This is a genomic window from Kitasatospora misakiensis, from assembly GCF_042656005.1.
Lineage (GTDB): Bacteria > Actinomycetota > Actinomycetes > Streptomycetales > Streptomycetaceae > Kitasatospora > Kitasatospora misakiensis.
The window spans coordinates 86,381-109,951 of record NZ_JBHSOF010000016.1 but is presented as its reverse complement, the minus strand read 5'-3'; the positions used below and the strand labels follow the sequence as shown (position 1 = coordinate 109,951).

The 23,571-nt window shown below is 74.8% G+C and carries 25 protein-coding genes and 1 pseudogene; 10 read left to right on the top strand and 16 right to left on the bottom strand.

Annotation, left to right across the window (positions count from 1 at the left end):
• Positions 1 to 27: 27 nt before the first annotated feature.
• The 3 genes from ACFP3U_RS15185 to ACFP3U_RS15175 all read right to left on the bottom strand — a co-directional run bounded on the left by ACFP3U_RS15185 (position 28) and on the right by ACFP3U_RS15175 (position 3,487).
• Positions 28 to 1,605, bottom strand: coding sequence for a hypothetical protein (locus tag ACFP3U_RS15185; protein WP_380226020.1), 1,578 nt, complete (start codon positions 1,603 to 1,605; stop codon positions 28 to 30).
• 92 nt (positions 1,606 to 1,697) lie between these two features.
• Complete coding sequence (locus ACFP3U_RS15180) at positions 1,698 to 2,405, bottom strand: hypothetical protein (RefSeq protein ID WP_380226019.1); 708 nt, start codon at positions 2,403 to 2,405, stop codon at positions 1,698 to 1,700.
• A gap of 95 nt (positions 2,406 to 2,500) precedes the next feature.
• Entirely contained in the window at positions 2,501 to 3,487 is a 987-nt protein-coding gene (locus tag ACFP3U_RS15175; RefSeq protein ID WP_380226018.1) for a helix-turn-helix domain-containing protein, read from the bottom strand.
• Between the two features lie 77 nt (positions 3,488 to 3,564).
• Here ACFP3U_RS15175 and ACFP3U_RS15170 point away from each other — a divergent pair, with 77 nt between their 5' ends.
• Entirely contained in the window at positions 3,565 to 4,449 is an 885-nt protein-coding gene (locus ACFP3U_RS15170) for an alpha/beta fold hydrolase (RefSeq protein WP_380226017.1), read from the top strand.
• 19 nt (positions 4,450 to 4,468) lie between these two features.
• Here the strand turns inward: ACFP3U_RS15170 and ACFP3U_RS15165 are convergent.
• Together ACFP3U_RS15165 and ACFP3U_RS15160 are read right to left on the bottom strand one after the other, a co-directional pair.
• Positions 4,469 to 4,783 (bottom strand): annotated as a pseudogene (locus ACFP3U_RS15165) (DUF4111 domain-containing protein); the annotation flags it as partial.
• 122 nt (positions 4,784 to 4,905) lie between these two features.
• The gene (locus ACFP3U_RS15160; protein WP_380226048.1) at positions 4,906 to 5,832 is read right to left on the bottom strand and encodes an NADP-dependent oxidoreductase; all 927 of its coding nucleotides are present in this window, start codon (positions 5,830 to 5,832) and stop codon (positions 4,906 to 4,908) included.
• A 146-nt stretch (positions 5,833 to 5,978) separates the two neighbouring features.
• Between ACFP3U_RS15160 and ACFP3U_RS15155 the strand changes: the two genes are divergently transcribed.
• Positions 5,979 to 7,031, top strand: a complete 1,053-nt coding sequence (locus ACFP3U_RS15155) for a GlxA family transcriptional regulator (protein WP_380226016.1) — start codon at positions 5,979 to 5,981, stop codon at positions 7,029 to 7,031.
• A 94-nt stretch (positions 7,032 to 7,125) separates the two neighbouring features.
• Here ACFP3U_RS15155 and ACFP3U_RS15150 read toward each other — a convergent pair whose 3' ends face one another.
• Positions 7,126 to 7,602, bottom strand: coding sequence for a hypothetical protein (locus tag ACFP3U_RS15150; protein WP_380226015.1), 477 nt, complete (start codon positions 7,600 to 7,602; stop codon positions 7,126 to 7,128).
• Between the two features lie 238 nt (positions 7,603 to 7,840).
• Between ACFP3U_RS15150 and ACFP3U_RS15145 the strand changes: the two genes are divergently transcribed.
• Positions 7,841 to 9,532, top strand: coding sequence for an AfsR/SARP family transcriptional regulator (locus ACFP3U_RS15145; protein WP_380226014.1), 1,692 nt, complete (start codon positions 7,841 to 7,843; stop codon positions 9,530 to 9,532).
• Positions 9,533 to 9,563: 31 nt separating this feature from the next.
• Here the strand turns inward: ACFP3U_RS15145 and ACFP3U_RS15140 are convergent, their stop codons facing one another.
• Positions 9,564 to 10,307 carry a TetR/AcrR family transcriptional regulator gene (locus ACFP3U_RS15140; RefSeq protein WP_380226013.1) on the bottom strand — a complete coding sequence of 248 codons (744 nt, stop codon included), beginning with the start codon at positions 10,305 to 10,307 and terminating at the stop codon, positions 9,564 to 9,566.
• A gap of 159 nt (positions 10,308 to 10,466) precedes the next feature.
• Here ACFP3U_RS15140 and ACFP3U_RS15135 point away from each other — a divergent pair, with 159 nt between their 5' ends.
• Positions 10,467 to 11,174 carry an NAD(P)-dependent oxidoreductase gene (locus ACFP3U_RS15135; RefSeq protein ID WP_380226012.1) on the top strand — a complete coding sequence of 236 codons (708 nt, stop codon included), beginning with the start codon at positions 10,467 to 10,469 and terminating at the stop codon, positions 11,172 to 11,174.
• Positions 11,175 to 11,350: 176 nt separating this feature from the next.
• Here ACFP3U_RS15135 and ACFP3U_RS15130 read toward each other — a convergent pair whose 3' ends face one another.
• The 7 genes from ACFP3U_RS15130 to ACFP3U_RS15100 all read right to left on the bottom strand — a co-directional run bounded on the left by ACFP3U_RS15130 (position 11,351) and on the right by ACFP3U_RS15100 (position 15,225).
• Positions 11,351 to 11,614 carry a hypothetical protein gene (locus tag ACFP3U_RS15130; protein WP_380226011.1) on the bottom strand — a complete coding sequence of 88 codons (264 nt, stop codon included), beginning with the start codon at positions 11,612 to 11,614 and terminating at the stop codon, positions 11,351 to 11,353.
• A 153-nt stretch (positions 11,615 to 11,767) separates the two neighbouring features.
• Positions 11,768 to 11,923, bottom strand: a complete 156-nt coding sequence (locus ACFP3U_RS15125) for a DUF6131 family protein (protein WP_380226010.1) — start codon at positions 11,921 to 11,923, stop codon at positions 11,768 to 11,770.
• Positions 11,924 to 12,104: 181 nt separating this feature from the next.
• Positions 12,105 to 12,410, bottom strand: coding sequence for a WhiB family transcriptional regulator (locus tag ACFP3U_RS15120; protein ID WP_380226009.1), 306 nt, complete (start codon positions 12,408 to 12,410; stop codon positions 12,105 to 12,107).
• A gap of 99 nt (positions 12,411 to 12,509) precedes the next feature.
• Positions 12,510 to 12,905 (bottom strand): SsgA family sporulation/cell division regulator, encoded by a 396-nt coding sequence (locus tag ACFP3U_RS15115; RefSeq protein WP_380226008.1) that lies wholly within the window; start codon positions 12,903 to 12,905, stop codon positions 12,510 to 12,512.
• Between the two features lie 120 nt (positions 12,906 to 13,025).
• Positions 13,026 to 13,508 (bottom strand): ATP-binding protein, encoded by a 483-nt coding sequence (locus tag ACFP3U_RS15110; RefSeq protein ID WP_380226007.1) that lies wholly within the window; start codon positions 13,506 to 13,508, stop codon positions 13,026 to 13,028.
• Between the two features lie 234 nt (positions 13,509 to 13,742).
• Complete coding sequence (locus ACFP3U_RS15105) at positions 13,743 to 14,141, bottom strand: STAS domain-containing protein (protein WP_380226006.1); 399 nt, start codon at positions 14,139 to 14,141, stop codon at positions 13,743 to 13,745.
• Between the two features lie 115 nt (positions 14,142 to 14,256).
• A complete protein-coding gene (locus ACFP3U_RS15100) occupies positions 14,257 to 15,225 on the bottom strand; it encodes an RNA polymerase sigma factor SigF (RefSeq protein WP_380226005.1) in 969 nt (322 codons plus the stop codon).
• Between the two features lie 203 nt (positions 15,226 to 15,428).
• Between ACFP3U_RS15100 and ACFP3U_RS15095 the strand changes: the two genes are divergently transcribed.
• On the top strand, positions 15,429 to 16,697 hold the full coding sequence (locus tag ACFP3U_RS15095; protein ID WP_380226004.1) for a phospholipase D-like domain-containing protein: 1,269 nt from the start codon (positions 15,429 to 15,431) through the stop codon (positions 16,695 to 16,697).
• Positions 16,698 to 16,773: 76 nt separating this feature from the next.
• Here ACFP3U_RS15095 and ACFP3U_RS15090 read toward each other — a convergent pair whose 3' ends face one another.
• Complete coding sequence (locus ACFP3U_RS15090; RefSeq protein ID WP_380226003.1) at positions 16,774 to 17,646, bottom strand: SMP-30/gluconolactonase/LRE family protein; 873 nt, start codon at positions 17,644 to 17,646, stop codon at positions 16,774 to 16,776.
• Between the two features lie 452 nt (positions 17,647 to 18,098).
• Between ACFP3U_RS15090 and ACFP3U_RS15085 the strand changes: the two genes are divergently transcribed.
• The 4 genes from ACFP3U_RS15085 to ACFP3U_RS15070 all read left to right on the top strand — a co-directional run bounded on the left by ACFP3U_RS15085 (position 18,099) and on the right by ACFP3U_RS15070 (position 21,703).
• Positions 18,099 to 18,920 (top strand): alpha/beta fold hydrolase, encoded by an 822-nt coding sequence (locus tag ACFP3U_RS15085; protein ID WP_380226002.1) that lies wholly within the window; start codon positions 18,099 to 18,101, stop codon positions 18,918 to 18,920.
• Positions 18,921 to 19,106: 186 nt separating this feature from the next.
• Positions 19,107 to 19,595: a hemerythrin domain-containing protein gene (locus ACFP3U_RS15080; protein ID WP_380226001.1), complete on the top strand. Its 489-nt coding sequence runs from the start codon at positions 19,107 to 19,109 to the stop codon at positions 19,593 to 19,595.
• An 88-nt stretch (positions 19,596 to 19,683) separates the two neighbouring features.
• Positions 19,684 to 20,922, top strand: coding sequence for a cytochrome P450 (locus ACFP3U_RS15075; RefSeq protein WP_380226000.1), 1,239 nt, complete (start codon positions 19,684 to 19,686; stop codon positions 20,920 to 20,922).
• 64 nt (positions 20,923 to 20,986) lie between these two features.
• Positions 20,987 to 21,703: a TetR/AcrR family transcriptional regulator gene (locus ACFP3U_RS15070; protein ID WP_380225999.1), complete on the top strand. Its 717-nt coding sequence runs from the start codon at positions 20,987 to 20,989 to the stop codon at positions 21,701 to 21,703.
• 33 nt (positions 21,704 to 21,736) lie between these two features.
• Here ACFP3U_RS15070 and ACFP3U_RS15065 read toward each other — a convergent pair whose 3' ends face one another.
• Positions 21,737 to 21,925 carry a DUF4291 family protein gene (locus ACFP3U_RS15065; protein WP_380226047.1) on the bottom strand — a complete coding sequence of 63 codons (189 nt, stop codon included), beginning with the start codon at positions 21,923 to 21,925 and terminating at the stop codon, positions 21,737 to 21,739.
• A 103-nt stretch (positions 21,926 to 22,028) separates the two neighbouring features.
• Here ACFP3U_RS15065 and ACFP3U_RS15060 point away from each other — a divergent pair, with 103 nt between their 5' ends.
• Positions 22,029 to 23,426 carry an NAD(P)/FAD-dependent oxidoreductase gene (locus ACFP3U_RS15060; RefSeq protein WP_380225998.1) on the top strand — a complete coding sequence of 466 codons (1,398 nt, stop codon included), beginning with the start codon at positions 22,029 to 22,031 and terminating at the stop codon, positions 23,424 to 23,426.
• Positions 23,427 to 23,571 lie beyond the last annotated feature (145 nt).

Sequence of the window (23,571 nt, the reverse complement as noted above, 5' to 3'; positions counted from 1 at the left end):
GGGACGTCCGCCCACCCGGGCATCACCTCAGGACGTCTCCAGCCCGAGGCCGGTGACGCGGAGGAAGCCGTGGGCGGCCAGCTGGGGCGAGAGGCCGATGCCCGGGCGGCGGGCGGTGATCCGGCCGAGGCCGAAGCCGGAGTCGCCGTTGATCCCCCGGGCCGCCAGCTCGGTGGTGATCAGCGCGGCGACCTCGCGGGCGGTCTCCTCCGTCGGGATCCTGTACTCGGCCTTGAAGCGCCGCCCCGACGGCTGCCAGCCGTCCGCCGTCATCGCCGCCGTGACCTCGTCCGGGTCACCGGAGCGCGGGCCGACCCGCAGCAGCACGCCCTTCACCGTGCTGTAGGTGACGGAGAGTCCGCCGCTGATCTGCGGCGCGGCGATCGAGAACATCGCCTTCTCACCCGGCCGCTGCACCGGCAGCTGCTCGATCCACGCGGCCAGCAGGCATTCCAGCCCCTCCCGCAGGTGCGGCAGCGAGAGGGCGAGCCGGCCGCCCGGCAGGTAGTCGGCCGTGCCGCCGGGTGCCTGGTACGGCAGGTGGAGCTGCCAGCTGTACGGCAGCCGCGGGAAGTCGCTGGGCTCGTCGGGGCCGCCGGCCGGACCTCCCCACTCGAACGTGGAGTGCTCCTCCTGCTCCAACGCCGCGGCCGGCTCGGTCTCCAGCCGGACCCGTCGCCCCTCGCAGAGCAACCGCAGCAGCCGACCGTCCTCACCGGCCTCGCGCCAGCGGACGTCCGGCCCGTCGGGGCCGCCGCCGAAGATGGTCGGCTCGCCGAGGACGGCGCAGACCATCCGGTAGATCTCGCCGAACACCGCCCGCCGGTGCTCCAGCGTCGACGGGCCCAGCTCGAACCGGTGCAGGTCCAGCACGTCGTAGGTGGCCTCCGGGGCGCCGCGCATGAGGGAGGTGCGCAGCGCGAAGGAGGGCATGCAGTACGGGTCGGGGGTACGGACGTCCGCATGGCCGTCACCGAACTCGGCCTTGGCCCAGGGCAGTTCGGCGGCGACCCGGCGGACCTCCGCGACCGGCAGGTGCCCGCCGGGCGCGTCGTGCAGCAGCGGGGCGAACGCCGCGACCACGGCGGGCAGTTCGGGGCTGACGTGCTCGACCTCCCGGACGTGCGGCTGGATCGCGATCCAGGCCCGGCGGTCGTTGGCCTGGAGCAGCATGGTCCGCCGGGCGGACTGCCAGCGCAGGCCGAACCCGTCGGCGGCCGTCGGCACGACGGTGGGCGTGCCGATCTCGCGCAGCGCCTCGGAGAGCGTGCGCAGCGCCGTGCGGCGCTCCTCCTCCGGTATCGGCAGCCGGAACTGCAGCAGCGGCACCCAGGCCCGCCGGAAGGTGTCGGCCTTCGGCTCGGTGGTGCCGAGGAAGAGTTCGGCACCGGCCGGCCAGCGGAGTTCGGCCTGGAGTCCGACCACCAGGATGTCGGTGAAGGCCCGGCGGATCTTCCAGTCCGGCCGGGCCTCCACCAGCCGCTCGACGTCCGCCCGCGTCCAGCAGTCGTCGAGGTCGTGCAGGGTGCGGACCAACTCCACCGTGGTCCGAGGATCGGCGGTCCAGGTCACGGCGGAGGTGTCGGTGTTCACGACGTCGTTCATGCGGCCGATCATCGCAGCCACCACTGACAACCGGCCCCGGCGGACCCGGGCCTGCCGGCAAGTCAGTCAGCGGGCCAGACTCAGCCGGCAGGTCAGGAGTGCAGCTGGCCGGCGAGCGTCTCGGCCAGCCTGCGGAGCGGTTCGCCGGTCAGGGCCGGGTCGGGGGACGTCGCGTCCGTGCCCTGGCTGACGATCAGGGCGAGGTCGCCCTTGTCGGTGACCGGGAGCCGGGCGATGCCGACCGAGGCCCCGCCCGGGGTGGTCCGGGCCTCGCCGGGGGCGGGCTGGTCGGTGGAGGCCTTGACCAGTTGGTCCGGGGAGAGCCGGCCCGCCTGCTGGATGTAGGGGAGCGCCAGGTTGACCGCGATCCGCTCGGCCGGCGCGACGATCACGCCGATCTCCAGCGGGGTCGTCCCGGCGGTGTAGGAGCACCAGACCTGGAGGTGCTCGGGCCGGGCGGGGATCGAGGCCATCGACGGGGTCGGCGTGACGCCGGACGGCAGCGGATAGGCCCCCTCGGGCGGCACGACCTCGGCCCGTACCGGCTGGTCCTTTCCGGAGTCCGGGGCGACGGCGCGTTCGGTCCCGCTCGCCTTCAGGGCCGCGGGGAGGTCGATCCCGAAGGGGCAGGACGACGGGTTGGGGCCCACGCCCTGCACGGTCGTCCGCAACGCCGGGTACGAGAGCTTCGCGCCGCCGGACGGCGCCGCCGGCCCGCCGGAGGACGAGCAGGCGGCCGTGCCGAGCAGCAGGCCGGCGGAGGCCAGCAGGGCGAGCGCTGTCTTACCGTCAGGTGTCATCCGACCAGCGTACGGTGACGGCGGCCGGAGCCCGGTCGCGGGGCCGTGACCCGGGTCCGCCGTCGGCCCGAACCTCCGTGATGAGGACTCAGGAGTCAGGAACGCTCCCGCGCACCGCCGTTGAGCGCGGTGCCGGTGCCGGTGCGCAGATGGAGGGCGGTGCGGCCGGTGCGGCGGGTGGTCACCAGACCCGCGCCGCGCAGGGCGCCGAGGTGCTGGGAGACGGCGCTCGGGCTGACCCCCAGCCGGTCGGCGAGTTCGGGGGTGGAGAGCGGTTCGCCCAGCGCGTCGAGCAGGGCCGCGCGGGTGCGGCCGAGCACGGCGGCCAGCCCGTCCGAGGAGGGACGGGGGCGCTCCCAGAGCAGTCCGACGCCGGCCGCGGGGTAGCGGATCGACGCGGCGGCGCGCGGCGAGTGGTCGACGAGCACGTCCGGCCAGGCGAAGACGGACGGCATCAGGACCAGGCCGTGCCCGCCCCCCGCGACCGTCCACGGCGCGCCGCCCGGGGCGGCGGGTCGCCGGCGGCCGCCCACCAGCAGCTCCCCCTCCCGCCACACCACGTCGCCGTGCAGGTCCGCGAACAGGCCCTCCACCCCGCCGTCCACCAGCGCCACCGCCCGCCGGCCGAGGTCGGCCTCCAGCACCGCCCGCATCCGCCCCCAGTGCGGGGCCACCAGCCGGGCGTGGCAGCGGTCCAGCGCGTCGGCGGCCCGGGCCAGCAGCTCGGCCGGCTCCGGCAGTTCGCGGGCCCGGGCCGCGCCCAGCCCGGCGAGGCACTCGGCGGCGACGTAGTCGAGGTCCGCCGTGCGCAGGCCCGCCAGTTCGGTGGCGAAGGCCGGCACCCGCTCGTCCGGCACCGGGAACAGGAAGGCCGGCAGGCAACCCTCCAGCAGGGCGCGCAGCAGCGGCAGTTCGGGCTCGGCCGCGAGCGCCGGGCGGACCTCGCGCACCCACGGCCGGTGCACCTGGTGACCGCCCACGCCGAACGCCACCCGCAGCCCGAGCACCGTCTCGGCCAGCGGCGACACCGCGAGCCGCACCCGGGCCACCTCCGCCGCCGACAACCGGATCTCCACCGCCACGCCGGCACCACCCCTCGATCATTAAGCCGTGGCTGAACGATAGCCGGGCCCTCCCCGCACCCCGCAGGCTGTCCGCCATGGAGTTCCTCACCTCGTACGACGGCACGACGCTCGCCTTCCGCACCGTGGGCGACGGCCCGCCGCTGCTCTGCCTGCCCGGCGGCCCCGGCCGCGCCGCCGAGTACCTCGGCGACCTCGGCGGCCTGGCCGCGACCCGCACGCTGATCCTGCCCGACACCCGGGGGACCGGCGCCTCCGCGACACCCGCCGACCCCGCCACCTTCCGCGTCGACCGCCTGGTCGACGACGTCGAGGCGCTGCGCCGCCACCTCGCCCTGGACCGCCTCGACCTGCTGGGCCACTCCGCCGGCGGCGGCCTCGCCCTCCTGTACGCCGCCGCGCACCCCGACCGGCTGAGCAGCCTCACCCTCGTCACCCCGTCCTTCGCCGCCGTCGGCCTGGCCTCCGACACCGGCGCGGAGGAGGTGATCGCCGCCCGCGCCGCCGAGCCCTGGCACGCCGAGGCCGTCACCGCCTACCGCCGGATCAAGTCCGCCCGCAGCTTCGCCGAGGCCGCCCGGCACCGACTCGCCTTCGAGCCGCTGATGTACGGCCGCTGGGACGCCGCGGCCCGCGCCCACGCCGCCGCCGACCCGGCCCAGCGCTCCCTGCCGGTGAGCGAGCACTACTACGCCGGCTACACCCCCGCGGTCGAGCAGCTGCGCGGGCGGCTGGGCGCCCTGCCCTGCCCCGTCCTGCTCCTGGCCGGCGAACTGGACCTGTGGCCGACCGCGGCCTCCGCCGCCGAGGCCGCGTCGCTCTTCCCGCACGCCGCCCTCGCCGTCCAGCCGGGCGCCGGCCACTACCCGTGGCTGGACGACCCGGCGGCCTTCACCGCGACGGTGGAGACCTTCCTCCGAGGAGCCGCCGTGACCGGCGCACCCGCGCGGGCCGCCGGCTGATCCGGGCTGCGCGGAGGCGCTACCCGTGCCCGCCTCCGGTACGCGCCCGGTCGATCTCGGCGAGCACGTGGTCCGCGTGCGGGCGCACCCGCGCCCGCAGCGTCGGGCTCCAACTCTCCTCGGAGTAGCGGCGGTCGAGGTAGAGCTGTCTGGCGTGCGCGAGCACGGGGCGGTGCTCGTCCGGGAGCCGGGCGAGGGCCCAGTCGGCGGCGGCGTCCTTCGACCTGATCCGGCCGGTGGCGAGCGTGGTCCAGACGCGGGCGAGGGTCAGCAGGACGTTGCGCGTGTCGCCCTCCAGGTCGTCGAGCAGCCCGGGGATGCCCGCCGTGCCCGCGTTCGTCGCGCCCGTGTCCATCGCGCCAGTGTCTCGCGCCGCCCGGGCCGGCCGCACGGCATTTCGGGACGGCGGGCGGGTGCCGTCACCGGCGAACCGGCCAGGCGGGTGCCGTCACCGGCTCAGGCGACCGTGAGGACGATCTTGCCGGTGGTGCGCCCCCGCTCGCCGAGTTCGTGCGCCTTGGCGGCCTCGGACAGCGGCAGGACCGTCTCGACCACGGGCCGCAGCGCACCGCGCTCCACCAGGGCGGCGATCTCCCGCAGGCCCAGGTGGTCCGGCTCGACCATGACCCACTCGGCCCGCACCCCGTCCGGGACGGCGGCGGGGACGTCGTCCGAGCCGGGCAGGGTGATCAGCCGGCCGCCCGGCCGGAGCACCTTGAGGGAGCGCTCGGCCGTCTCGCCGCCGATGCCGTCGAGCACCACGTCGACGTCGGACACCGCGTCCTCGAACGGCACGGCGCGGTAGTCGATCACCTCGTCCGCGCCCAGCCCGCGCACCAGGTCGTGCTTGCCGGCGCTGGCCGTGCCGATCACGTACGCGCCGCGCGCCTTGGCGATCTGCACCGCGAAGTGACCGACCCCGCCGGCCGCGGCGTGCACCAGCACCCGCTCACCGGGGCGGACGTCCGCCGTGTCCACCAGGGTCTGCCAGGCCGTGAGCGCGGCCAGCGGCAGGGCCGCCGCCTCGACGTGGGTGAGGCCCGCCGGCTTCGGGGCGAAATGCCGGGCCGGGGCGACCACGTACTCGGCGTAGCCGCCGGCCTGGCGCGGGAAGAGCGGCATCCCGAAGACCTCGTCGCCGGGCCGGAACACCCCCACGCCCGGTCCGACCGCCTCGACCGTGCCGGACACGTCCCAGCCGACGGCCGGGACGGCGCCCCACTCGATCAGCCCGCCGCTCGTCCGGGTCTTCCAGTCCACCGGGTTCACCCCGGCCGCGTGCACCCGTACCAGAACCTCGTTCAGTCCCGGCTCGGGGCGCTCGACCTCGCGCTCGACCAGGTTCTCCGGTCCGCCCCACCGCTCCACGACCACTGCGCGCATGGTGTCCGCCACGCCTCTCCTCGATCCGTTCACCGCCGGGGACCCGGCCGTTCGCCGCCGGGGACCCCCGGCTCCGGAGTCCACGATCCGATATCCCGGGCGGCCACGGTGTTGGCCGTCCGGCCATGGTGTGACAGGATCTGGCCATGGGTACGGACACGGACAAAGCGGTCAGGGCAGCCGAACGGGCGGGGACGGCTGAGGCTGCGGCGCCCACGCCGCACCGGATCGCGGTGCTCGCCCTGCCCGGTGTGCCGGCGTTCGAACTCGGCATCCCCTCCCGGGTCTTCGGCAGCGCCGAGGACGCCTCGGGGCGCCCGCTCTACGAGGTCACCGTCTGCACCGCGGACGGCGCCCCCGTCCTCACCGACGCCGGCTTCACCCTGCAGCCCGCGGCCGGCCCCGAGGCGCTGGCCGCCGCTGACACCGTGATCGTCCCGCCCACGCACGCCATGCCCGAGCTGGGACGCGGCGGCCCGCCGCCGCCGGAGGTCACCGCGGCCGTCGACCGCATCCGCCCCGGCACCCGGCTGGTGTCGATCTGCACCGGCTCCTACGTCCTCGCCGCGGCCGGGCTCCTCGACGGCCGGCCCGCCACCACCCACTGGAACCTCGCGCCGGAGTTCCGCCGCGCCTACCCCAAGGTCAGGGTCGACGAGGACGTCCTGTTCGTCGACGACGGCGACGTGCTCACCTCCGCCGGCGCGGCCGCCGGGGTCGACCTCTGCCTGCACGTGGTCCGTCGCGACCACGGCGCGGCGGTCGCCAACCGGGCCGCCCGGATGTGCGTCCTCCCGCCCTGGCGGGACGGCGGGCAGGCCCAGTACATCGACCGCCCCGTCCCCGAACCCACCGTCGCCAGCACCACCGCGACCCGCGCCTGGGCCCTGGAGCACCTCGGCGAACCGCTCCCGCTGACCCGCCTCGCCGAGCACGCCCGGATGAGCCTGCGCTCCTTCACCCGGCGCTTCCGCGACGAGGCCGGCCTGACGCCGGTGCAGTGGCTCACCGCGCAACGGCTGGAGCTGGCCAAGCAGTTGCTGGAGACCACCGACCTCCCGATCGACCTGGTCGCGCACCGGTCCGGCTTCGGCTCCGCCAACTCCCTGCGCGCCCACATGCGGACGGCCTTCGGGGTCTCCCCCGCCGCCTACCGCCGCACCTTCAGCCCGCACGACCCCGCGCCCACACCCGGCTGACCCCCGTCGCAGCCGGGCGCGGGCGCCCCGGAGCGGACGGGCGCGGACGGGCGCGGACCCGGCCAGTGGGGTGGCCGGGCCGCACCCGTCGCGATCAGCACCTGGAGTCGACCGGCCCGGCCCAGTCCGCGCCGCCGTACCAGTGCTCGGTGCCATAGGCCCAGTTGCACCCGTTGACCGAGGCCATCGCCATCCAGGCGTCCGGGTCGACGAGGTGGATGTCCACCCAGCCCACGGTCACGTCCTTGGTGTTGACGCCGTACGAGCCCCAGTAGTTGTTGTAGCCGTACGGCGACCTGAGGCCGACGTACACGTAGGCCCCGGGGTTGTTCGCCTGGAAGGCCCCCGCCCACTGCCAGTGCGCCAGCACGTGACCACAGCTGTCGTACTGCTGCTCGACCTGCCCGGCGTACTGGCCGTGCCAGTAGACGTTGCCGGGCTGCCCGATGTTGATGATGGTGCAGGCCGTGGTGCGCGCACTCGCCGGCGCCGCCGTGGCCACGCCGCCCGCCGCGATCCCGAGCGCGAGCAGAGCGGCGGCCGCCTTCGACCTGACGCTGGTCCTCAGCATGGTGTCCCTCCCCGGTTCCGGCGCGTCGCGCCGGGACCTGTGTGTGTGGTGTCGGTGTACGCGCCCCGGGGCGGCCGGCCGGATCGGCGGGCGTCGCCGGGACACGGCCCGACCCTGCTCGACGGGGCGTAGCAGTCCGGTCGCATTCCGCTCGCAGACTGGTAGCATCCGACCGTTCGGACGGGGGAGACGCTGGCGGGGGGCGGGCGTGCGGTTCGAGGTACTGGGTCCGTTACGGGTGTCAGGCCCGGACGGCGAGATCACCGTGGGCGGACCGCGACTGCGGGCCCTGCTGGCCCTGCTGCTGGTGCGGACCGGGCGGACGGTGACCGGTGATCAGCTGGCCGAGGCGATCTGGGATGCCGAGGTCTCCCCGCGCAGCCGGGCCGCCCTGCCCAGCTATGTGATGCGCCTGCGGCGGGCGCTCGGCCCGGAGGCCGGCGCCCGGCTGGTGACCCGCAGCGGCGGGTACGCCGTCGAGCTGGGCGAGGACGAACTGGACCTGCTCGCCTTCCGGGACCTGTGCGCGCGGGCGCAGACCCTGGTGGACGGCGGCGACCTGGACGCGGCGGAGCCCGTGCTCGCCGAGGCCCTGGGGCTGTGGCGGGGCGAGTCGCTGGTGGACGTCCCGGAGAGCGCCGTGCTGCGGGCCGAACTCGATCTGCTGGACAGTGCCCGGGTCCGCGCCCGGCACCAGCACATCGAGGTGCGGTTGGGGTTGGGGCGGCACGCCGGGCTGCTGGGTGAACTCGCCGCACTCACCGGCGCCCATCCGTTCGACGAACGGCTGCGGGCACATCTGATGCTGGCGCTGCACCGCAGCGGGCGGCGGGCCGAGGCGCTGGAGGTCTTCCAGGGCGGCCGGCGCGCGCTGGTCGAGCAACTGGGCATCGAGCCCGGTGCGCAGCTCCGGGAGTTGCACCGGGCGGTGCTCGCCGACGACCCCGCACTGCTCCTGGTCCCGGGGGCGGCGCCCGCCGCCGCGATCGTCCGGCCCGGCGCTCCGGCGCGGTCGCCCGAGGAGGGCCGGGCCGAGCCGCCCACGATCCGAAGCACCGCGCCGACCGCGCCAGCCGAGCCGACCTCGCCGACCGAGCCGCCCGCGCCGCCCGCGCGGCGCCGGTCGCGGCGACCGGTCCGGTCCTCCGCCTGGATCGGCGGCGTGGTGGCCGTGCTGCTCGCCACCACCGCGGTCTCCGACGGCATCCCGCCGGTGGAGCGCACCCCGGTCGCCGACCGGGCCGAAACCGCCCCGCCCGTGAGCCGCGACGGCTACGTCACGCGGATCGCGAGCGAGGGGACCCCGGTGGAGCTCACCCATGCCAAGGGCGAGGAACTGGAGGTCGGCGCGCCGGTCCGGGAGGGGGACACGCTGGTCGTCTCCGTGCTGCTCGGCGGCGTGGGGCCCGGGCCCGTCTCGGTGAGCGACACGGTCGACAACCGGTACCGGCTGGTCGGCGACCCGATCGACGTGGACGGCAGCCGGCTGGCGGTCTTCGTGTCGGTGCGGGCCAGGGCCATGGACCAGCTCGACATGATCCGGATCCTCTGGCCGGACGCCGCGCAGGGCTTCGTGACGGTGGACGAGTTCCGGGGCGTCGGCGCGGCCGGCCCGTGGGCGCAGTCGGTCTCCGCCGAGGGGCCCGACGCGGACGGCACGGACCTGGTGCTGGGCGGCATGGTCCCGTGCGAGACCGGGGACGTGCTGTTCGGCGCGATCGCCAGCAACGGCGGCGCCGCGCCGGACCTCCCCGCCGGCTGGCACCGGCTGCCCACCGTCGACCGGCTCGGCGCCCGCCGGGCGCCCGGGCCGGCCGAGCTCCGGCTGACGACCGCGTACCGGACGTGGAGCGCGCCCCCGGACTCCTCCGCCGAGCGGGCCGGAACCGCGAGCAAGGGCTGGCGCGCCGTCCTGTTCCGCCTGCGGTAGCGCCCGTCCCCGCGCGACGTGGCCACGGCCGTCAGGCGGGGCGCGGGATGCCCAGGGTGCGGACGAGCTGGTTCAACTCCTCCTCGAACAGCTTGTCCGGGGCGGCCAGTTGGCTGCGCAGGTGGCCGTACACCTCCAGGGACACCAGGCCGTGCAGGTGGCCCCAGAGCCGCAGGGCCAGGGCGACGCCGGCCGGGGGGAGGTCGGGGAAGGCCGGGCGGACCTTGTCGAGCAGGCCCGGGTCGAAGTCGGCCCAGTCGAACCGGCTGTCCGCGTACTGGTGCCGGACGTGCGGCCAGGCGGCGTCCGCGAGGGCGGCGAGGCCGGTACAGGTGCGGCGGGCGGCGTCGGGGGCGGCGCCGCCGCTGGGGGCTTGGTAGCCGGGGACGGGGTCGCCGTAGACCAGCCGGAACCCCTCGGGGTTGGCCAGTGCCCAGTCCCGGAACCCGTGCGCCCAGGCGCCGATCCGGGCGGCGGCGTCGGCGCCGGCGGAGGAGGCCCAGGCGGCGTCCACGGCATCGGCGAGGGCGGTGTACACGTCGTTGATGAGCGTGGTGACGAGGTCGTCGCGGGTGGCGAAGTAGCCGTAGATGGCGTTGGCGGTCATGCCCATCTCGCGGGCGATGGCCCGCAGGGTGATCGCGTCGGGGCCGCCGGTGGCCATCAACCGCAGGGCGACGCCCTTGATTTCGGCCGTCGTCTCGGCCCGCAGCCGCTCGCGCCGACCGGTGCTCCCCCGCCCCGTGGCGCCTGCCGTTCCGATCGTTGCTGTCACGCGGACACTCTACAGCGTCACGATGGTGGGTGCCGTATCCAAACTTCACGGCGTATAGTTTTGACACGGCGTCACCGAAGTCTGCGGGACGTCCGCACGGCCGCGCACAGGCGCAGGCACAGGCACAGGCACACCGCGCACAGGTACAAGGGGAGAACCATGCACATCGGCGTCATCGGGGCCACCGGGACCATCGGCAGCAGGATCGTCACCGAGGCCCTCCAGCGGGGGCACCGCATCACCGCCTTCAGCCGCGACGCGACGGAGGCCGGCAAGGGCGAGAGCCGGGAGAACGTCGACTGGGCGAGCGTCGACGTCCTGGACGCGGAGAGCGTCGCCGCCGTCCTGCCCGGCCTCGACGTCCTGATCAGCGGGTACCAGCCCGGCAACGCCGCCCGGGACTTCGCGGACACCGTCGAGCGGTCGATCGCCGACCCGAGCGTCTACGTCACCGCCGCCCGGGCGCTGCTGGCCGCGCTCGACCGCCACCCCCGCACCCGGCTGATCGTGATCGGCGGCGCGGGCAGCCTGGAGATCGCCCCCGGCGTGGCGCTGGCCGACGACGAGGAGCTCCTGCACGCGACCCTCGACGGGCTGGGCCTGCCGCGCGGGTACGCGGCCTCGGTCCGCGGCGCCCGCGACGGCCTGAACGTGCTCCGCATGTCCAACCGCCACTGGACCTACTTCAGCCCGGCCGAGTCGATCGCCCCCGGCGAGCGCACCGGCCGCTTCCGGATCGGGGGCGACCAGGCCCTCCGGGACGCCGAGGGCGTCTCCCGGATCTCGGCCGAGGACGCCGCCGTCGCGATCGTCGACGAGGTCGAGCTGCCGCGCTTCGTCCAGCGCCGCTTCACGGCCGCCTACTGACCGCCGCTCACCGGCCACTGCTCACCGGCCCCGTCCGACAACGCCCCCGCCGCGTGCCCCGACGGCACCGGCGGGGGCCGCCCGCGGTCAGATCCTGCGGGGCCGCGCGCACCTCGTCGTCGGTCAGGAAGGAACCGCGGTCGAAGGTGAAGCCGACGGCGACGTGGTCCCGGCCCTCACATGCTCCGCAGGGCGCGCTCGCACTCCCGGCAGCGCTGGTCCGCCAGCGCGGGCGGGTACCAGGGCTCGCCCAGGCCCGGACGGAAGTGGGCGTGCTCCATGCCCGCCGTGTCCCGCCCGCAGAGGGTGCGCGGCAGCGGATCCTCCGGCACGTCGGGGTCCGCGCCGGCCGCGTGCACGCCCAGGACGGCGGGCTCCACCCCGTCCGGGCCGAGCGACTGCCCGGGTTCCAGCTCGTAGAGGACGACGATCGAGGCCATGGCACGAGGATCGGCCACCGGGACGCCGCCGGACAGCCCGGGTGGGCTGTCCGTGGTCGCCCCCCGCGCGCAACGCCCCCACGCAACGCCGAACCCGACCGCCCGGCAGGTGGGGGGCCGGGAGTCGGGTGTCCGGAGAGTGGGAGAGGGTGGTCAGTAGTAGTGGCGACGTCCGCCGACGGCGTGCCCGAGGGCACCGGCGATCCACAAGACGAGGCCGATGAGGACGAGGACGATCCCGATGGTCCACAGGATCGAGATGCCTGTGACGAAGCCGATGATGAGCAGTATGACGCCGAGGACGATCACGGAAGCCTCCCGGTGGGTACCGGCGGGCGGGGCCGCGGGGGCCTGGTGACCTGCCCTTTTCCGACCGCGCTCCTGGGCTGCGTGTACCACCCGCCCGGCGGGGCAAACATGGCGGGTCCGACGTGGTGCGCAGGGCGTCCGAGGTGCTGCGCGGCGCGTCCGGCCGGGGCACGCGGATGCGCTAGGCGACCCGGTGGTCCGGCGCGGGGTAGTCCGAGTCCGTGAACAGGGCACGGCGCTCCTCCTCGGTCAGGCCGCCCCACACGCCGTACGGCTCCCGGGTGGCGAGGGCGTAGCGCCGGCACTGCACCCGGACCGGGCAGCGGGCGCAGACCGACTTCGCGTGCTGTTCGCGTTCCTTGGCGGCGGTGCCGCGCTCGTTGGCGGGGTGGAAGAAGATGCTGCTGTCGACGGTGCGGCAGGCCCCCTCCAACTGCCACTGCCAGTGCTGCTCGATGGGTGCGGGGAGACGGGATACGTTGCTCACGGCGGGCCTTTCCTCACGGATCGGGCGTTTCGTCCGCTCGTCTAACCCCGATGGGTCCGTTCATGCCCCCGAACTCGGCGGGACGGCGCGCCGGGGCGCTCAGGCGGACAGCAGGCGGTGGAGCCAGCTGTCCCAGTCGATGCGGTCGGACTCCGAACCGACGGGCACCGACCGGCCGGTCTCGGTGAGGAACCGGGCGAGCGGGCGGGCGGGGGCGTTCAGGAGCGCGACGCCGTCCGGGCCGCCCAGCGCGATGAAGACGTGCCGGCCGGTGCCGCTGGGCTCGATGTGGACGTCGCCCTCCCCCACCGGTCCGTGCAGCCCGGCCGCCAGCAGGTCGCGGGCCAGGACCCAGACCGCTCCCTTTCCGCCGAAGTCCAGTTGGACGGCGTAGGGGTCGGCGGCCTCGTACCGGCACTCGACCTCCAGGTCGCGTCCCTGGGCCTCGCCGGTGATCAGACGCATCGTCAGTTGTGCCGCCACTGCTTCCGGCATCGGCCTCGCCCCCGCCCCTCGTGGTCCCGAACGCTGTCGGACCCGCGTGTGCCCCGAACGGCCGCTTTCATGCTCGGCGGCGGGGCAAGGGGCAACGGACAGGCGGGGGCCTGCGCGGGCTCAGTCGCCGCGGCGCAGCCGCAGGGTGCCGACCTCGGCCCAGATCGTCTTCCCCTGGCTGTGCGGCTCGGCGCCCCAGCGGTCGGCGGTCCGCTGCACGATGAACAGGCCGTGGCCGCCGGGCAGGGCCGGGTTGTGCGGGCGGCGCGGCTCGGGCAGCACGGGGCTGCGGTCGCTGACCTCGATCCGCAGGCGGGCGTCGGTGGCGTCCAGGACCAGCTCCAGCGGGCCGTCGCCGTGCAGCATCGCGTTGGCGACGAGCTCCGCCACCAGCAGGACGACGTCGTCGGCGCCGCCACCGCCGCTGCCGGGCACGGGGGCGACCGGGAACCACTCGGCGAGCGCCCGGGCGGTGAAGGTCCTGGCGTGGGCGACCGGCTTGGGGAGGGCGGCCAGGGTCAGCCGTCTGCGCTGACCGCCGACGGGGGCCTCGGGCCCGGCCCGGTGCGGGTCGCCGTCCAGGGTTCCCCGGCTCATCGTCATCTGAGGGCGCCCTTTCGGATCGACGGCGATCTGTCGCGGGGTCGGTTTCCCGGCAGCTCGGGAATTATGCCCGCTGCGGGTGCGACCGGAGGACGCATCCGGGAACGAAGGTGCGGAACCGGCGAGGACGACGCTCCCGCCGCGGCCGGAGTCGCAGCCGGAGGAGCGGCCGCCGTCACGGGGCCGGGGCGGGCGGGAGCGCGACCGCCGGCGCGGACCCGGCCGCCGCCCGGTTCACCCGGCCAGGGCCGCGTCGACCGAGTCGTGGATCGTGAACACCAGCCGCGCGCCGGTCAGGTCGAGCACCCGCATCACCGTGGGCGGGACGGCGGCGAGCCGCAGCTCGACCCCGCTCCGCTCCGCCGCGAGGCGCGTCTTGAGCAGCACGTTCAGGCCGGAGGAGTCACAGAAGCCCACCCCGTGGAGGTCGATCACCACCGCGCTGGGCCGCTGCGCGACCAGGGTGTCCAGCATGTCGGCGGCCGGCGCCAGGGTCTCGATGTCGAGATCGCCCGCGAGGCCGCAGACCATCGCGCCGGCCGGCCCGTAGCGGGTCTCCACCGTCAGTTCCGGGCGGGCCGGGGTGACCGCCGTCAGCGCGCTGCGCCCCTGCTCGTCGTCGGATGGCCTCATCGTCGTCCCCTCCATGTCCGTGCCTTCCGACCGTACGGAGGTCGAGCCCGTCGGTCGGGTGCCGGGCGGTGGCCCGGGGTCGCCGCGACCTCGCTCCCCGCGCCGCGCGGCACCCTCAGGCGTCCTCCAGGCCCTCGCGCAGGTGCCGCAGCGTGCGGGCGAGGAGCCGGGAGACGTGCATCTGCGACAGTCCGAGGCGGGCGCCGATCTGGGACTGGGTCAGGTCCTCGCAGAAGCGCATCGACAGGATCCGGCGCTCGCGCTCCGGCAGCGCGGCTATCAGGGGCTTCAGCGTGACGAGGTCCTCGACCAGTCCGAGGTCGCGGTCCTCGGTGCCGAGCTGGTCGGTGAGCGGGCCGGGGGCGTCGCCGTCCACCGGGCCGCCGACGTCCAGCGAGCCGGCGGTGTGGCCGTTGGCGGCCGTCAGGCCCTCGATGACCTCCTCGGGGGTGAGCGCGAGGTGCTCGGCCAGTTCGGCCACCGTCGGGGCGCGGTCCAGGCGCTGCGCCAGGCGTTCCTGCGCCCGGGCGAGCGTGATGCGCAGCTCCTGGAGGCGGCGGGGCACGTGGACGGCCCAGGTGGTGTCGCGGAAGTGGCGGCGGATCTCGCCGAGCACGGTCGGCATGGCGAAGGTGGTGAACTCGACGCCGAGCTCGGGGTCGAACCGGTCGATGGCCTTGATCAGGCCGACCGCGCCGACCTGGAGGAGGTCCTCCCTCGGCTCGCTGTGCGCACCGAAGCGGCGGATCGCGAACCGCACCAGGGAGAGGTTCAGCTCCACCAGGGTGGTCCGGACGTACGAGTACTCCCGGGTCCCCTCCTCCAGCGCGGCCAGTCGGCGCAGCAGCGTGCGGGTGAGGTCGCGGGCGTCCGCGGGCGCGACCTCGCACGGGTCGTCCACCGCCGCGAGTTCGGGGGGCAGGAGGTCGCGCAGCCCGGTGGCGGGCGTGCCGTAGGGGGCGCGGGAACCGGAACCGGCCGCGGGTGTCGCGGGTCCGGTCGCGGGTGCCGCGGAGCCGGTCGCGCGGGAGGGGTCCGCCGTCGGGGCAGCGGCGGAAACGAGCAGTTCACCGGTGGGGGCCACCTTGGGAGTCCTTCCGTCGTGTCGACACGGTCCTGGCCCGGTACCCCCGATCGGCGGAAGGATGCAGTCACCCCTCGTGGAGATTCGGTGAACCCGGACGGACCCCGCACGCGAAGGCCCGCACGCCGACCCATGATCATTTCCAGTGATCATGTGCAGTACAGTTGCGCCCTGCATCGACATATCGACACAGGGGGAAACAGATGAAGGTCCGTGGAACGGCAGGGGTGGCGGGGCTGGCGGCGCTGGTCGTGGGTGCCTCGCTGCTCGGGGCGCCGATGGCGGCGGCCGAGGACGCGCCGGTGACGCTCACGACCACCTTCAACAACCCGGCGGGGCCGGCCGCCGCGCAGGACGCCGTCCGCAACCAGCTGATCTCCCTGATCAAGCGCACGCCCGCCGGGGCCGAGATCAACGGCTCGATGTACCTGTTCACCGACGGCGGCGTCAGCGCCGCGCTGATCGCGGCCAAGCAGCGCGGGGTGAAGGTCAGGCTCGTCGTGGACGGGGACGCCGTGCCGGCCTACGAGCCCGGCAGCAACCCGCCCAAGGCCACCGGTTCCGAGTACGCGACGCTCGCCGCACCGACCGGCCTGGGCACCGACCGGAACGCCGACTCCTGGGTGCTGGCCTGTCCGGACACCCGCGGCTGCATCGGCAACCGGGCGTTGAACGACGATGACGACGGCGCGATCAACCACAACAAGTTCTTCCTGTTCTCCAAGGTCGGCAGCACCGAGAACGTGGTGTTCCAGACCTCCGCGAACCTCACCACCAGCCAGCGCAAGAACCTCTTCAACAACGCCGTCACCGTCCCCGACGCCGGCTCCGGCCTGTACGCCGCCTACCGGACGTACTGGGAGGACCTCGTGACGTACGGCTCCTCCGGCGTGGGCCTGGCGTCGAACTACCGCAGCCAGCAGGCCGGCCCGTACAAGACGTACTTCTTCCCCCGCCAGGAGAGCGCCGGGACGACCTACGACGACGACGCGTCCACCGACACCGTCGTCTCGCTGCTGGACAACACGGGCTGCGCGGGCGGTGCCACCCGGATCCGGATCGCCATGTACGCCTTCACCCGGGTCCAGGTCGCCGACAAGCTGGTCGAGCTGAAGAAGGCCGGCTGCCAGGTGGAACTGCTGCACAACGGGGAGAGCGGCAACCTCGGGACCGCCGTGAAGAACGCGCTCACCGGCCGGCTCGACCTGGCCGCCCGCTGCTGGGGCACCGCGCCGAACGGCGACGGCACCACCCGGTCGATCGGCATCCACTCCAAGTACCTGCTGATCGAGGGCACCTACCTGGGCGCCGCCAACCGCAAGCTGGTGTTCACCGGGAGCCACAACTACACCTACCCGAACCTGCGCTCCCACGACGAGACCCTGCTGAAGATCGACGACCCGGCCGTCCACGACGCCTTCAAGGCCAACTTCGAGGCGATCCGGACGAGCGGAGCCTGCACCGCCTGGTGACCTGCGGCCGCCCCGGCCGGAGTTCGGCGCCGCACTGGGCGCGGAACTCCGGCCGGTGCCAAGTCAACGGCGCCGGTCAGCTGGGCCGGTAGGCGGCGGCCGGCGGAGCGACGGCGTCGACGGGGACGGCGAGGACGGAACCCGACGCGGCCGGTGCGTCGTCGGCCAGGCCGAGGCGGGCGGTGGTGACGAGCAGCAGGCCCCCGGTCGGCGCGAGGCAGACGGAGGTGGGCTGCGGCACCGGCACGGCGACGGTGGCCGACAGGGTGCCGTCGGGCTCGTAGCGGTGGACGACGCCGCCTCCCCAGACGGCCACCCAGAGCCGGCCGGCGGTGTCGACGGTCATGCCGTCGGGGGAGCCGCCGGTGATCCGGGCGAACTCCACCGTCTCCAGCGGGTTCCCGTCGGCGTCGAGGGTGCAGCGGAGGATCACGCCGGCGGTGCTGTCGGCGACGTAGAGCAGCCGCCCGTCCGCGTTGAAGGCCGGTCCGTTGACGATGTTCAGGCCGGTGAGCACGCGGTGGACCGAGCCGTCGCGGTCGATCCGGTAGACGGAGCCGGTCCCCGGGGTCCCGTCGTTGGGCATGCTGCCGGCCCAGAAACGGCCCTGCGGGTCGCAGACGCCGTCGTTCATCCGGATGGGAGTCGCGACGTCGTCCTCCAGGCGGGCCAGCCAGTCGACCGAGCCGTCCGGGCCGAGCAGGGCAATGCCAGTGCCCGCTGCGGCGATCCAGTGGCCGGGCCGGCCCTCGATCGGTGCCACCGCCCCCAACGGCACGTCCAGGCGCAGGAGTTCGCGCGGTGTGCCGGGCTCGGTGGCGGAGACCTCGAAGAGCCGCCCGCTGAAGATGTCGGTGAAGACGAACCGACCGTCCACCCAGCGGGGGCCCTCCCCGAGCTGGTAGTCCCCGGGGGCCCAGACGACGGGGTGCTGGTCCTGCTCGGGCATGGTGCTCGCTCCGTTCCGAAGGGTCGTCCGGTCAGCTCGGGGCGCCGGTGACGAGCGGGACGCGGCTCTCGCGCCCGCCGCAGGTGTCGGGGACGTCACCACCGTAACCTGTTTGATTTTCAATGAAAATGCCCAAAGGGGGCACCGGGTCGTCCTCACTACCCCCCGGACCAGGGTTTCTGACGGTACGACGGCGCCCCACCACCCGCGGCCCCGAGCGTCGCGGGCGCCCACGTGCTCCGGACCGCACAGCACTTGCCTGAGCGCGCACAGGACGCCTCGGCGCACTGCCGCGAGCCGTCCTGAGCGGCATGCTGGAATCCGACCGACCGGGACACCCGGCTCCCCGAACACCCGATTCCCCTCGGCTCCCGGCGGCCCGGCGCGTTCGCCCCCACGCGGCGAACGGCTTCTCCACCCCTGCTCGTTGAGCACGACCGAAAGGCGCCATCATGCCCTTCCTCACCCTCTCCGACGGCTCGCAGAAGTTCTACAAGGACTGGGGCACCGGGCGGCCCGTCGTCCTCTCCCACGGCTGGCCGCTGAACGCGGACGCCTGGGAGGGCCAGGCCGTGGCACTCGCCGAGGCCGGCTTCCGAGTGATCGCCCACGACCGTCGCGGGCACGGCCGGTCCACCCAGACCTGGGACGGCAACCACATGGACCAGTACGCCGACGACCTGGCCGAGCTGATGGACCAACTCGACCTCACGGACGCGGTGCTGGTCGGCCACTCCACCGGCGGCGGCGAGGTCGCCCGCTACCTCGGCCGGCACGGCACCGCGCGGGTCCGCAAGGCCGTGCTGCTGGGCGCCGTCCCGCCGCTCATGCTGAAGACGGACGCCAACCCGGAGGGCTCCCCGCTCTCGGCCTTCGACGGCATCCGGGCGGGCGTCGCCGCCGACCGGTCGCAGTTCTACTACGACCTCAGCGAGGCCTTCTACGGCTTCAACCGCCCCGGCGCCGAGGTCTCCGAGGGCAAGCGCCGCGAGTTCTGGCTGCAGGGCATGCAGGCCGGGCTCAAGAACGCCCTCGACTGCGTGGCGGCGTTCTCGGAGACCGACTTCACCGAGGACCTCAAGAAGATCGACGTCCCGGTCCTGGTCGCCCACGGCGACGACGACCAGATCGTCCCGATCGCCGCCTCCGCCGAGAAGAGCGTCCAGCTGCTCCCCCAGGGCACCCTCAAGGTCTACCCGGGCGCCCCGCACGGCCTGGTCGGCGCCTACGAGGCCGCGTTCACCAAGGACCTGATCGCCTTCGTCGCCGACTGACCCCGAGCCGGACGGCTGAGCGCACGCACGCCGGGGCCCGGCGTGCGTGCGCTCAGCTGTGGGCGCGGCCCGGCCGCCCGGACCTTGCCGTGGCGGGGCGTGGTGTGATCGGATCTCGGAGGCATCGCGTGCCGGTGGCGGACTGCGTCAGGCATGGAGGTGCGACAACCGAAGGGACGGCCCCACGTGGCTTCCCAGGACGGCGACCGGACGGTCGCCCTGAGCCGGCAACTGGCGCTGGCACACGACGAACTGCGTCGACTGATCAAGGACCTCAAGGCCGGTGCCCGGCACCGGCGGACGGGCGGCGACACACTCGCCACCCACTGTCTGGCCTTCTGCTCCGCACTGGAGACCCACCACCGGGGTGAGGACGACGGGCTGTTCGCCCAGTTGGTGCGGGAGCGGCCGGAGCTCGCGGGGACGGTCGCGAAACTGGTCGAGGACCACAGCCTGATCTCCTCGATCCTGACCCGGCTGGCCGAGCTCGCCCGGCAGGCCGCCGCCGCGGACGGCCCCGGTCCGGACGAGGCCATCGGGCGTGAACTCGACGGGCTGGCGGCCATCATGGAGTCCCACTTCCGGTACGAGGAGCGGACGATCAGCGAGGCGCTCGACCGGACGGTCCCGGCCGGCGACTGGCCGGCACCGGTCTTCCGGTTCGCCGGTTCGTGACACCGGCGAGGCCGCACTCCCCCGGCCCGGATCCGTCCGGGCCGGGGGCCGTGTCGGCCCCTCCGGAGCCCCCGGCGAGAATGGCGCGGTGACCACTGCTCTGAACCCCGCCGACGCCGCGTTCGCCCGCGACCCGTACCCGTTCTACGCCGCGCTGCGCGAGCAGGGGCCGGCCGCCGAGGTGGCCCTGTCCAACGGGACCACGGCGTGGCTGGTGACCGGCTACCGGCAGGCCCGGGCGGTGCTGGCCGATCCGCGGTTCTCGAACGTCCCGGCGCCGCGGGCCGGCGGGAGCGGCCGGGTGGGGCCGGCGGCCGGCGCGCGGTCCGTACTGGAGCGCCACATGCTCAACACCGACGGCGCCGAGCACCGCCGGCTGCGCCGCCTCGCCTCTGTGGCCTTCACCCCCCGCCGGGTGGACGCCCTCGGCGAGCGGATCGCCCGGCTCACCGACACCGTGCTCGCCGGGCTCGCGGCCCGCCTGGAGAACGAGGAGGTCGTCGACCTGGTCGACGACTTCGCCTTCCCGCTGCCCGTCCTGGTGATCAGCGAGATCCTCGGCGTGCCCGAGGCGGACCGCCTCGACCTGCGCACCTGGACGTACCGGGTCGGCTCCCCCGTCGGTGCCCTCGCCCCCGGGGAGATCGACGAGGCCTGGCAGAGCCTGCACCGGTACTTCACCGGGCTCATCGCCGACAAGCGCCGGCAGCCGGGCGAGGACCTGTTCAGCCTGCTCGCCCGGGACGACGACGCCGAGGCCCTGGACGACGCCGAGCTGCTGGCGATGGCGTTCCTGCTGCTCTTCGCCGGCTACGAGACGACGATGAACCTGCTGGCCTCCGCCTCGCTGCTGCTGCTCGGCCACCCCGAGGAGCTGGCCGCCGCGCGGCGGGAGGGCGAGCCCCGGTGGGCCGCGGTGACCGAGGAGACGCTGCGGCACGCCAGCCCGCTGGAGGGCACGACCTGGCGGCGCACCAGCGAGGAGGTCGACCTCGGCTCCGGCGCGGTCGTCCCGGCGGAGAGCTCGGTGCTGGTCGTGCTGGCGGCCGCCAACCGCGACCCGGAGGTCTTCCCGGACCCGGACGCCTTCCGGCCCGACCGGTTCGCCCCCGGCGAGGGCCGGGCGCTGCCGCACGTGGCGTTCGGGCACGGCCCGCACATCTGCCTCGGCGCGCGGCTGGCCCGGCTGGAGGCGACGATCGCCCTGCCCCGGCTCTTCGACGCGCTGCCGGACCTGCGGCTCGCCGCCGACCCCGACACTCTCCCCTACCGTCCGGGCCTGCTGGTCCGCGGGCCCCGCACCCTCCCGGTCCGCCGGGCGCGGTGAGCGCCACGGCTCCGGCCTGCCCGCCCCCTCCCTAGGTCAACCTTGTTGACCTACCCTGGCGGGCATGACCGAACGTGTGGTTCCCGAGCCCCAGCGGAAGCGCCGGCGGCCCACCAAGCAGGGTGTCGTACTGTCCGCCGAACTGATCGTCGACACCGCGCTGCGGCTGGTCGGGATGCACGGGGCGGAGGCGCTCACCGTCCGGCGGCTCGGGGCGGCGCTGGGGGCCGACCCCAGCGCGGTGTACCGGTACTTCCACAGCACCGACGACCTGCTGCTCGCCATCGCCGACGAGCTCATCGGCCGCGCCCAGCAGGGCTGGCGGCCCACCGGCGACTGGCGGGCCGACCTGCGCGCCATCGGCCTGCGCATCCACGCCGCCTACCAGGCCCACCCGCAGGCCGCCCTGCTCGCCGCGTACCGCACCACCGGGCGCGCCCACGAGATCGCCGCCGTCGAGTCCATCCTCGGCATCCTGCGCACCGCCGGCTTCCCTGACCCGGAGGCCGTCCACATCTACCACGCCTTCGTCGACCAGAGCCTCGGCTTCGCCGTCCTGGACGCCGGCGCCCTGGCCCTCCCCTCGGCCGCGCTGAGCGCCGACCACCAGGTGTGGCAGGCCTCCTACGCCCGCCTCGACGCCTCCACCCACCCCCACATCGCGGCCACCACGCACCTCCTGACCGCCGACATGAACCTCAGCGCCTACCCCCACGCCCTCGACCTGCTCCTCGACGCGACCGCGGCCCGTCTCGCGGCAGCGACGGCGACGACCGACTGAACGCGGCGCGGCAGATCGGCTGTCAGCTGTGAGCTACACCGGCGAGAGGTGCGATTCCAGGCTCCGGCTCACCGGGTAGACGCGCTCCGCGGGCAGCAGCCGCTGCGCCTGAGGGGCGCATCCGTTTCGGACGAGCGCCGCGGCCTTGCGGACCTGCGGGGTGAGGTCGGTGAGGCCGACGACCCACTCCTCGGCGAACGTGCGGATCAGGTGGCGACCGATGCCGACCGACTCTTATGACAACACCATTGACCTTGGGAGCGGCACGGCGGTCTGATGGCGCCATCCGGGGGCCACCCCGCCACGCACCGAAGGAGCCACCGCCATGGCCGACCCCGTCCGCGCCCTCCAGGACGCCCAGCCCGTACCGTTCTGGCTCGACGACCCCGACCGGCCCGCGGCCGCCACCGCCCTGGTCGGCGACGTCCGGTGCGACCTCCTGGTGGTCGGCGGCGGCTACAGCGGACTGTGGACGGCCCTGATCGCCAAGGAGCGCGACCCCTCGCTCGACGTCGTGCTGATCGAGGCGCAGGAGGTCGGCTGGGCCGCCTCCGGGCGCAACGGCGGATTCTGCGAGGCCAGCCTCACCCACGGCCTGGCCAACGGGCACCAGCGCTGGCCCGGCGAACTCGCCACCCTGGAGCGCCTCGGCGCCGCCAACCTCCGGGCCATCGAGGAGACCGTCGCGCGCCACGGCATCGACTGCCAGTGGGAGCGCACCGGCTCCCTCGTCGTCGCCACCGAGCCGTACCAGCTCGACGGCCTGCGCGAGTTCGCCGACCTCGCCGCCCGCTACGGCACCCGGCCCGAACTCCTCGACCGCGACGCCGTCCGCGCCGAGATCGACTCCCCCACCTTCCTCGGCGGCCTCTGGGACCGCGAGGGCGTCGCCATGGTCAACCCCGCCCGCCTCGCCTGGGGCCTCAAGCGGGCCTGCCTCGACCTCGGCGTCCGGATCCACGAGCACACCCGGGCCACCGGGCTCACCGACTCCCCGCGCGGGATCACCGTCCGCACCCCGTACGGCCGCGTCGGCGCCCGCCGGGTCGCCCTCGCCACCAACGCCTTCCCCTCGCTGCTGCGCCGCCACCGGCCGCGCACCGTGCCGGTCTACGACTACGCGCTGATGACCGAACCGCTGACGGACGAGCAGCTCGCCGCCGTCGGCTGGCGCAACCGCCAGGGCTTCGCCGACAGCGCCAACCACTTCCACTACGTCCGGCTCTCCGCCGACAACCGGATCCTGTTCGGCGGCTACGACGTCGTCCACCAGTTCCGCAGCCGGGTGCGGGCCGAGCGCGACCAGCGGCCGGAGACCTTCGCCACCCTCGCCCGGCACTTCTTCCGGACCTTCCCGCAGTTGGAGGGCGTCCGCTTCAGCCACGCGTGGGGCGGCGCGATCGACACCTGCACCCGGTTCAGCGCCTTCTTCGACCTCTCGCACGCCGGCCGGGTCGCCTACGCGGCCGGCTACACCGGGCTGGGCGTCGGCGCCACCCGCTTCGGCGCCGAGGTGATGCTCGACCTGCTGGACGGCGCCCGCACCGAACGCACCGCGCTGGAGATGGTCCGCCGCAAGCCGCTGCCCTTCCCGCCCGAGCCGGCCCGCTCGATCGGCATCGGGATCACCCAGTGGGCCCTCACCCGCGCCGACGCGAACGCCGGACACCGCAACCTCTGGCTGCGCACCCTCGACCGGTTCGGCCTCGGCTTCGACAGCTGAGCCCGGCCGGCGACCCGGCCGGCCCGACACCGGGCCGACGGCGGGCCGACGGCGGGCCGACGGCGGGCGGCCGATCGCTCCGGGGCGTCGCCGGGCTCCCCGGCGCGGCATTCCCTAGGCTGAGGAAACGGTCATTTCCCAGGAA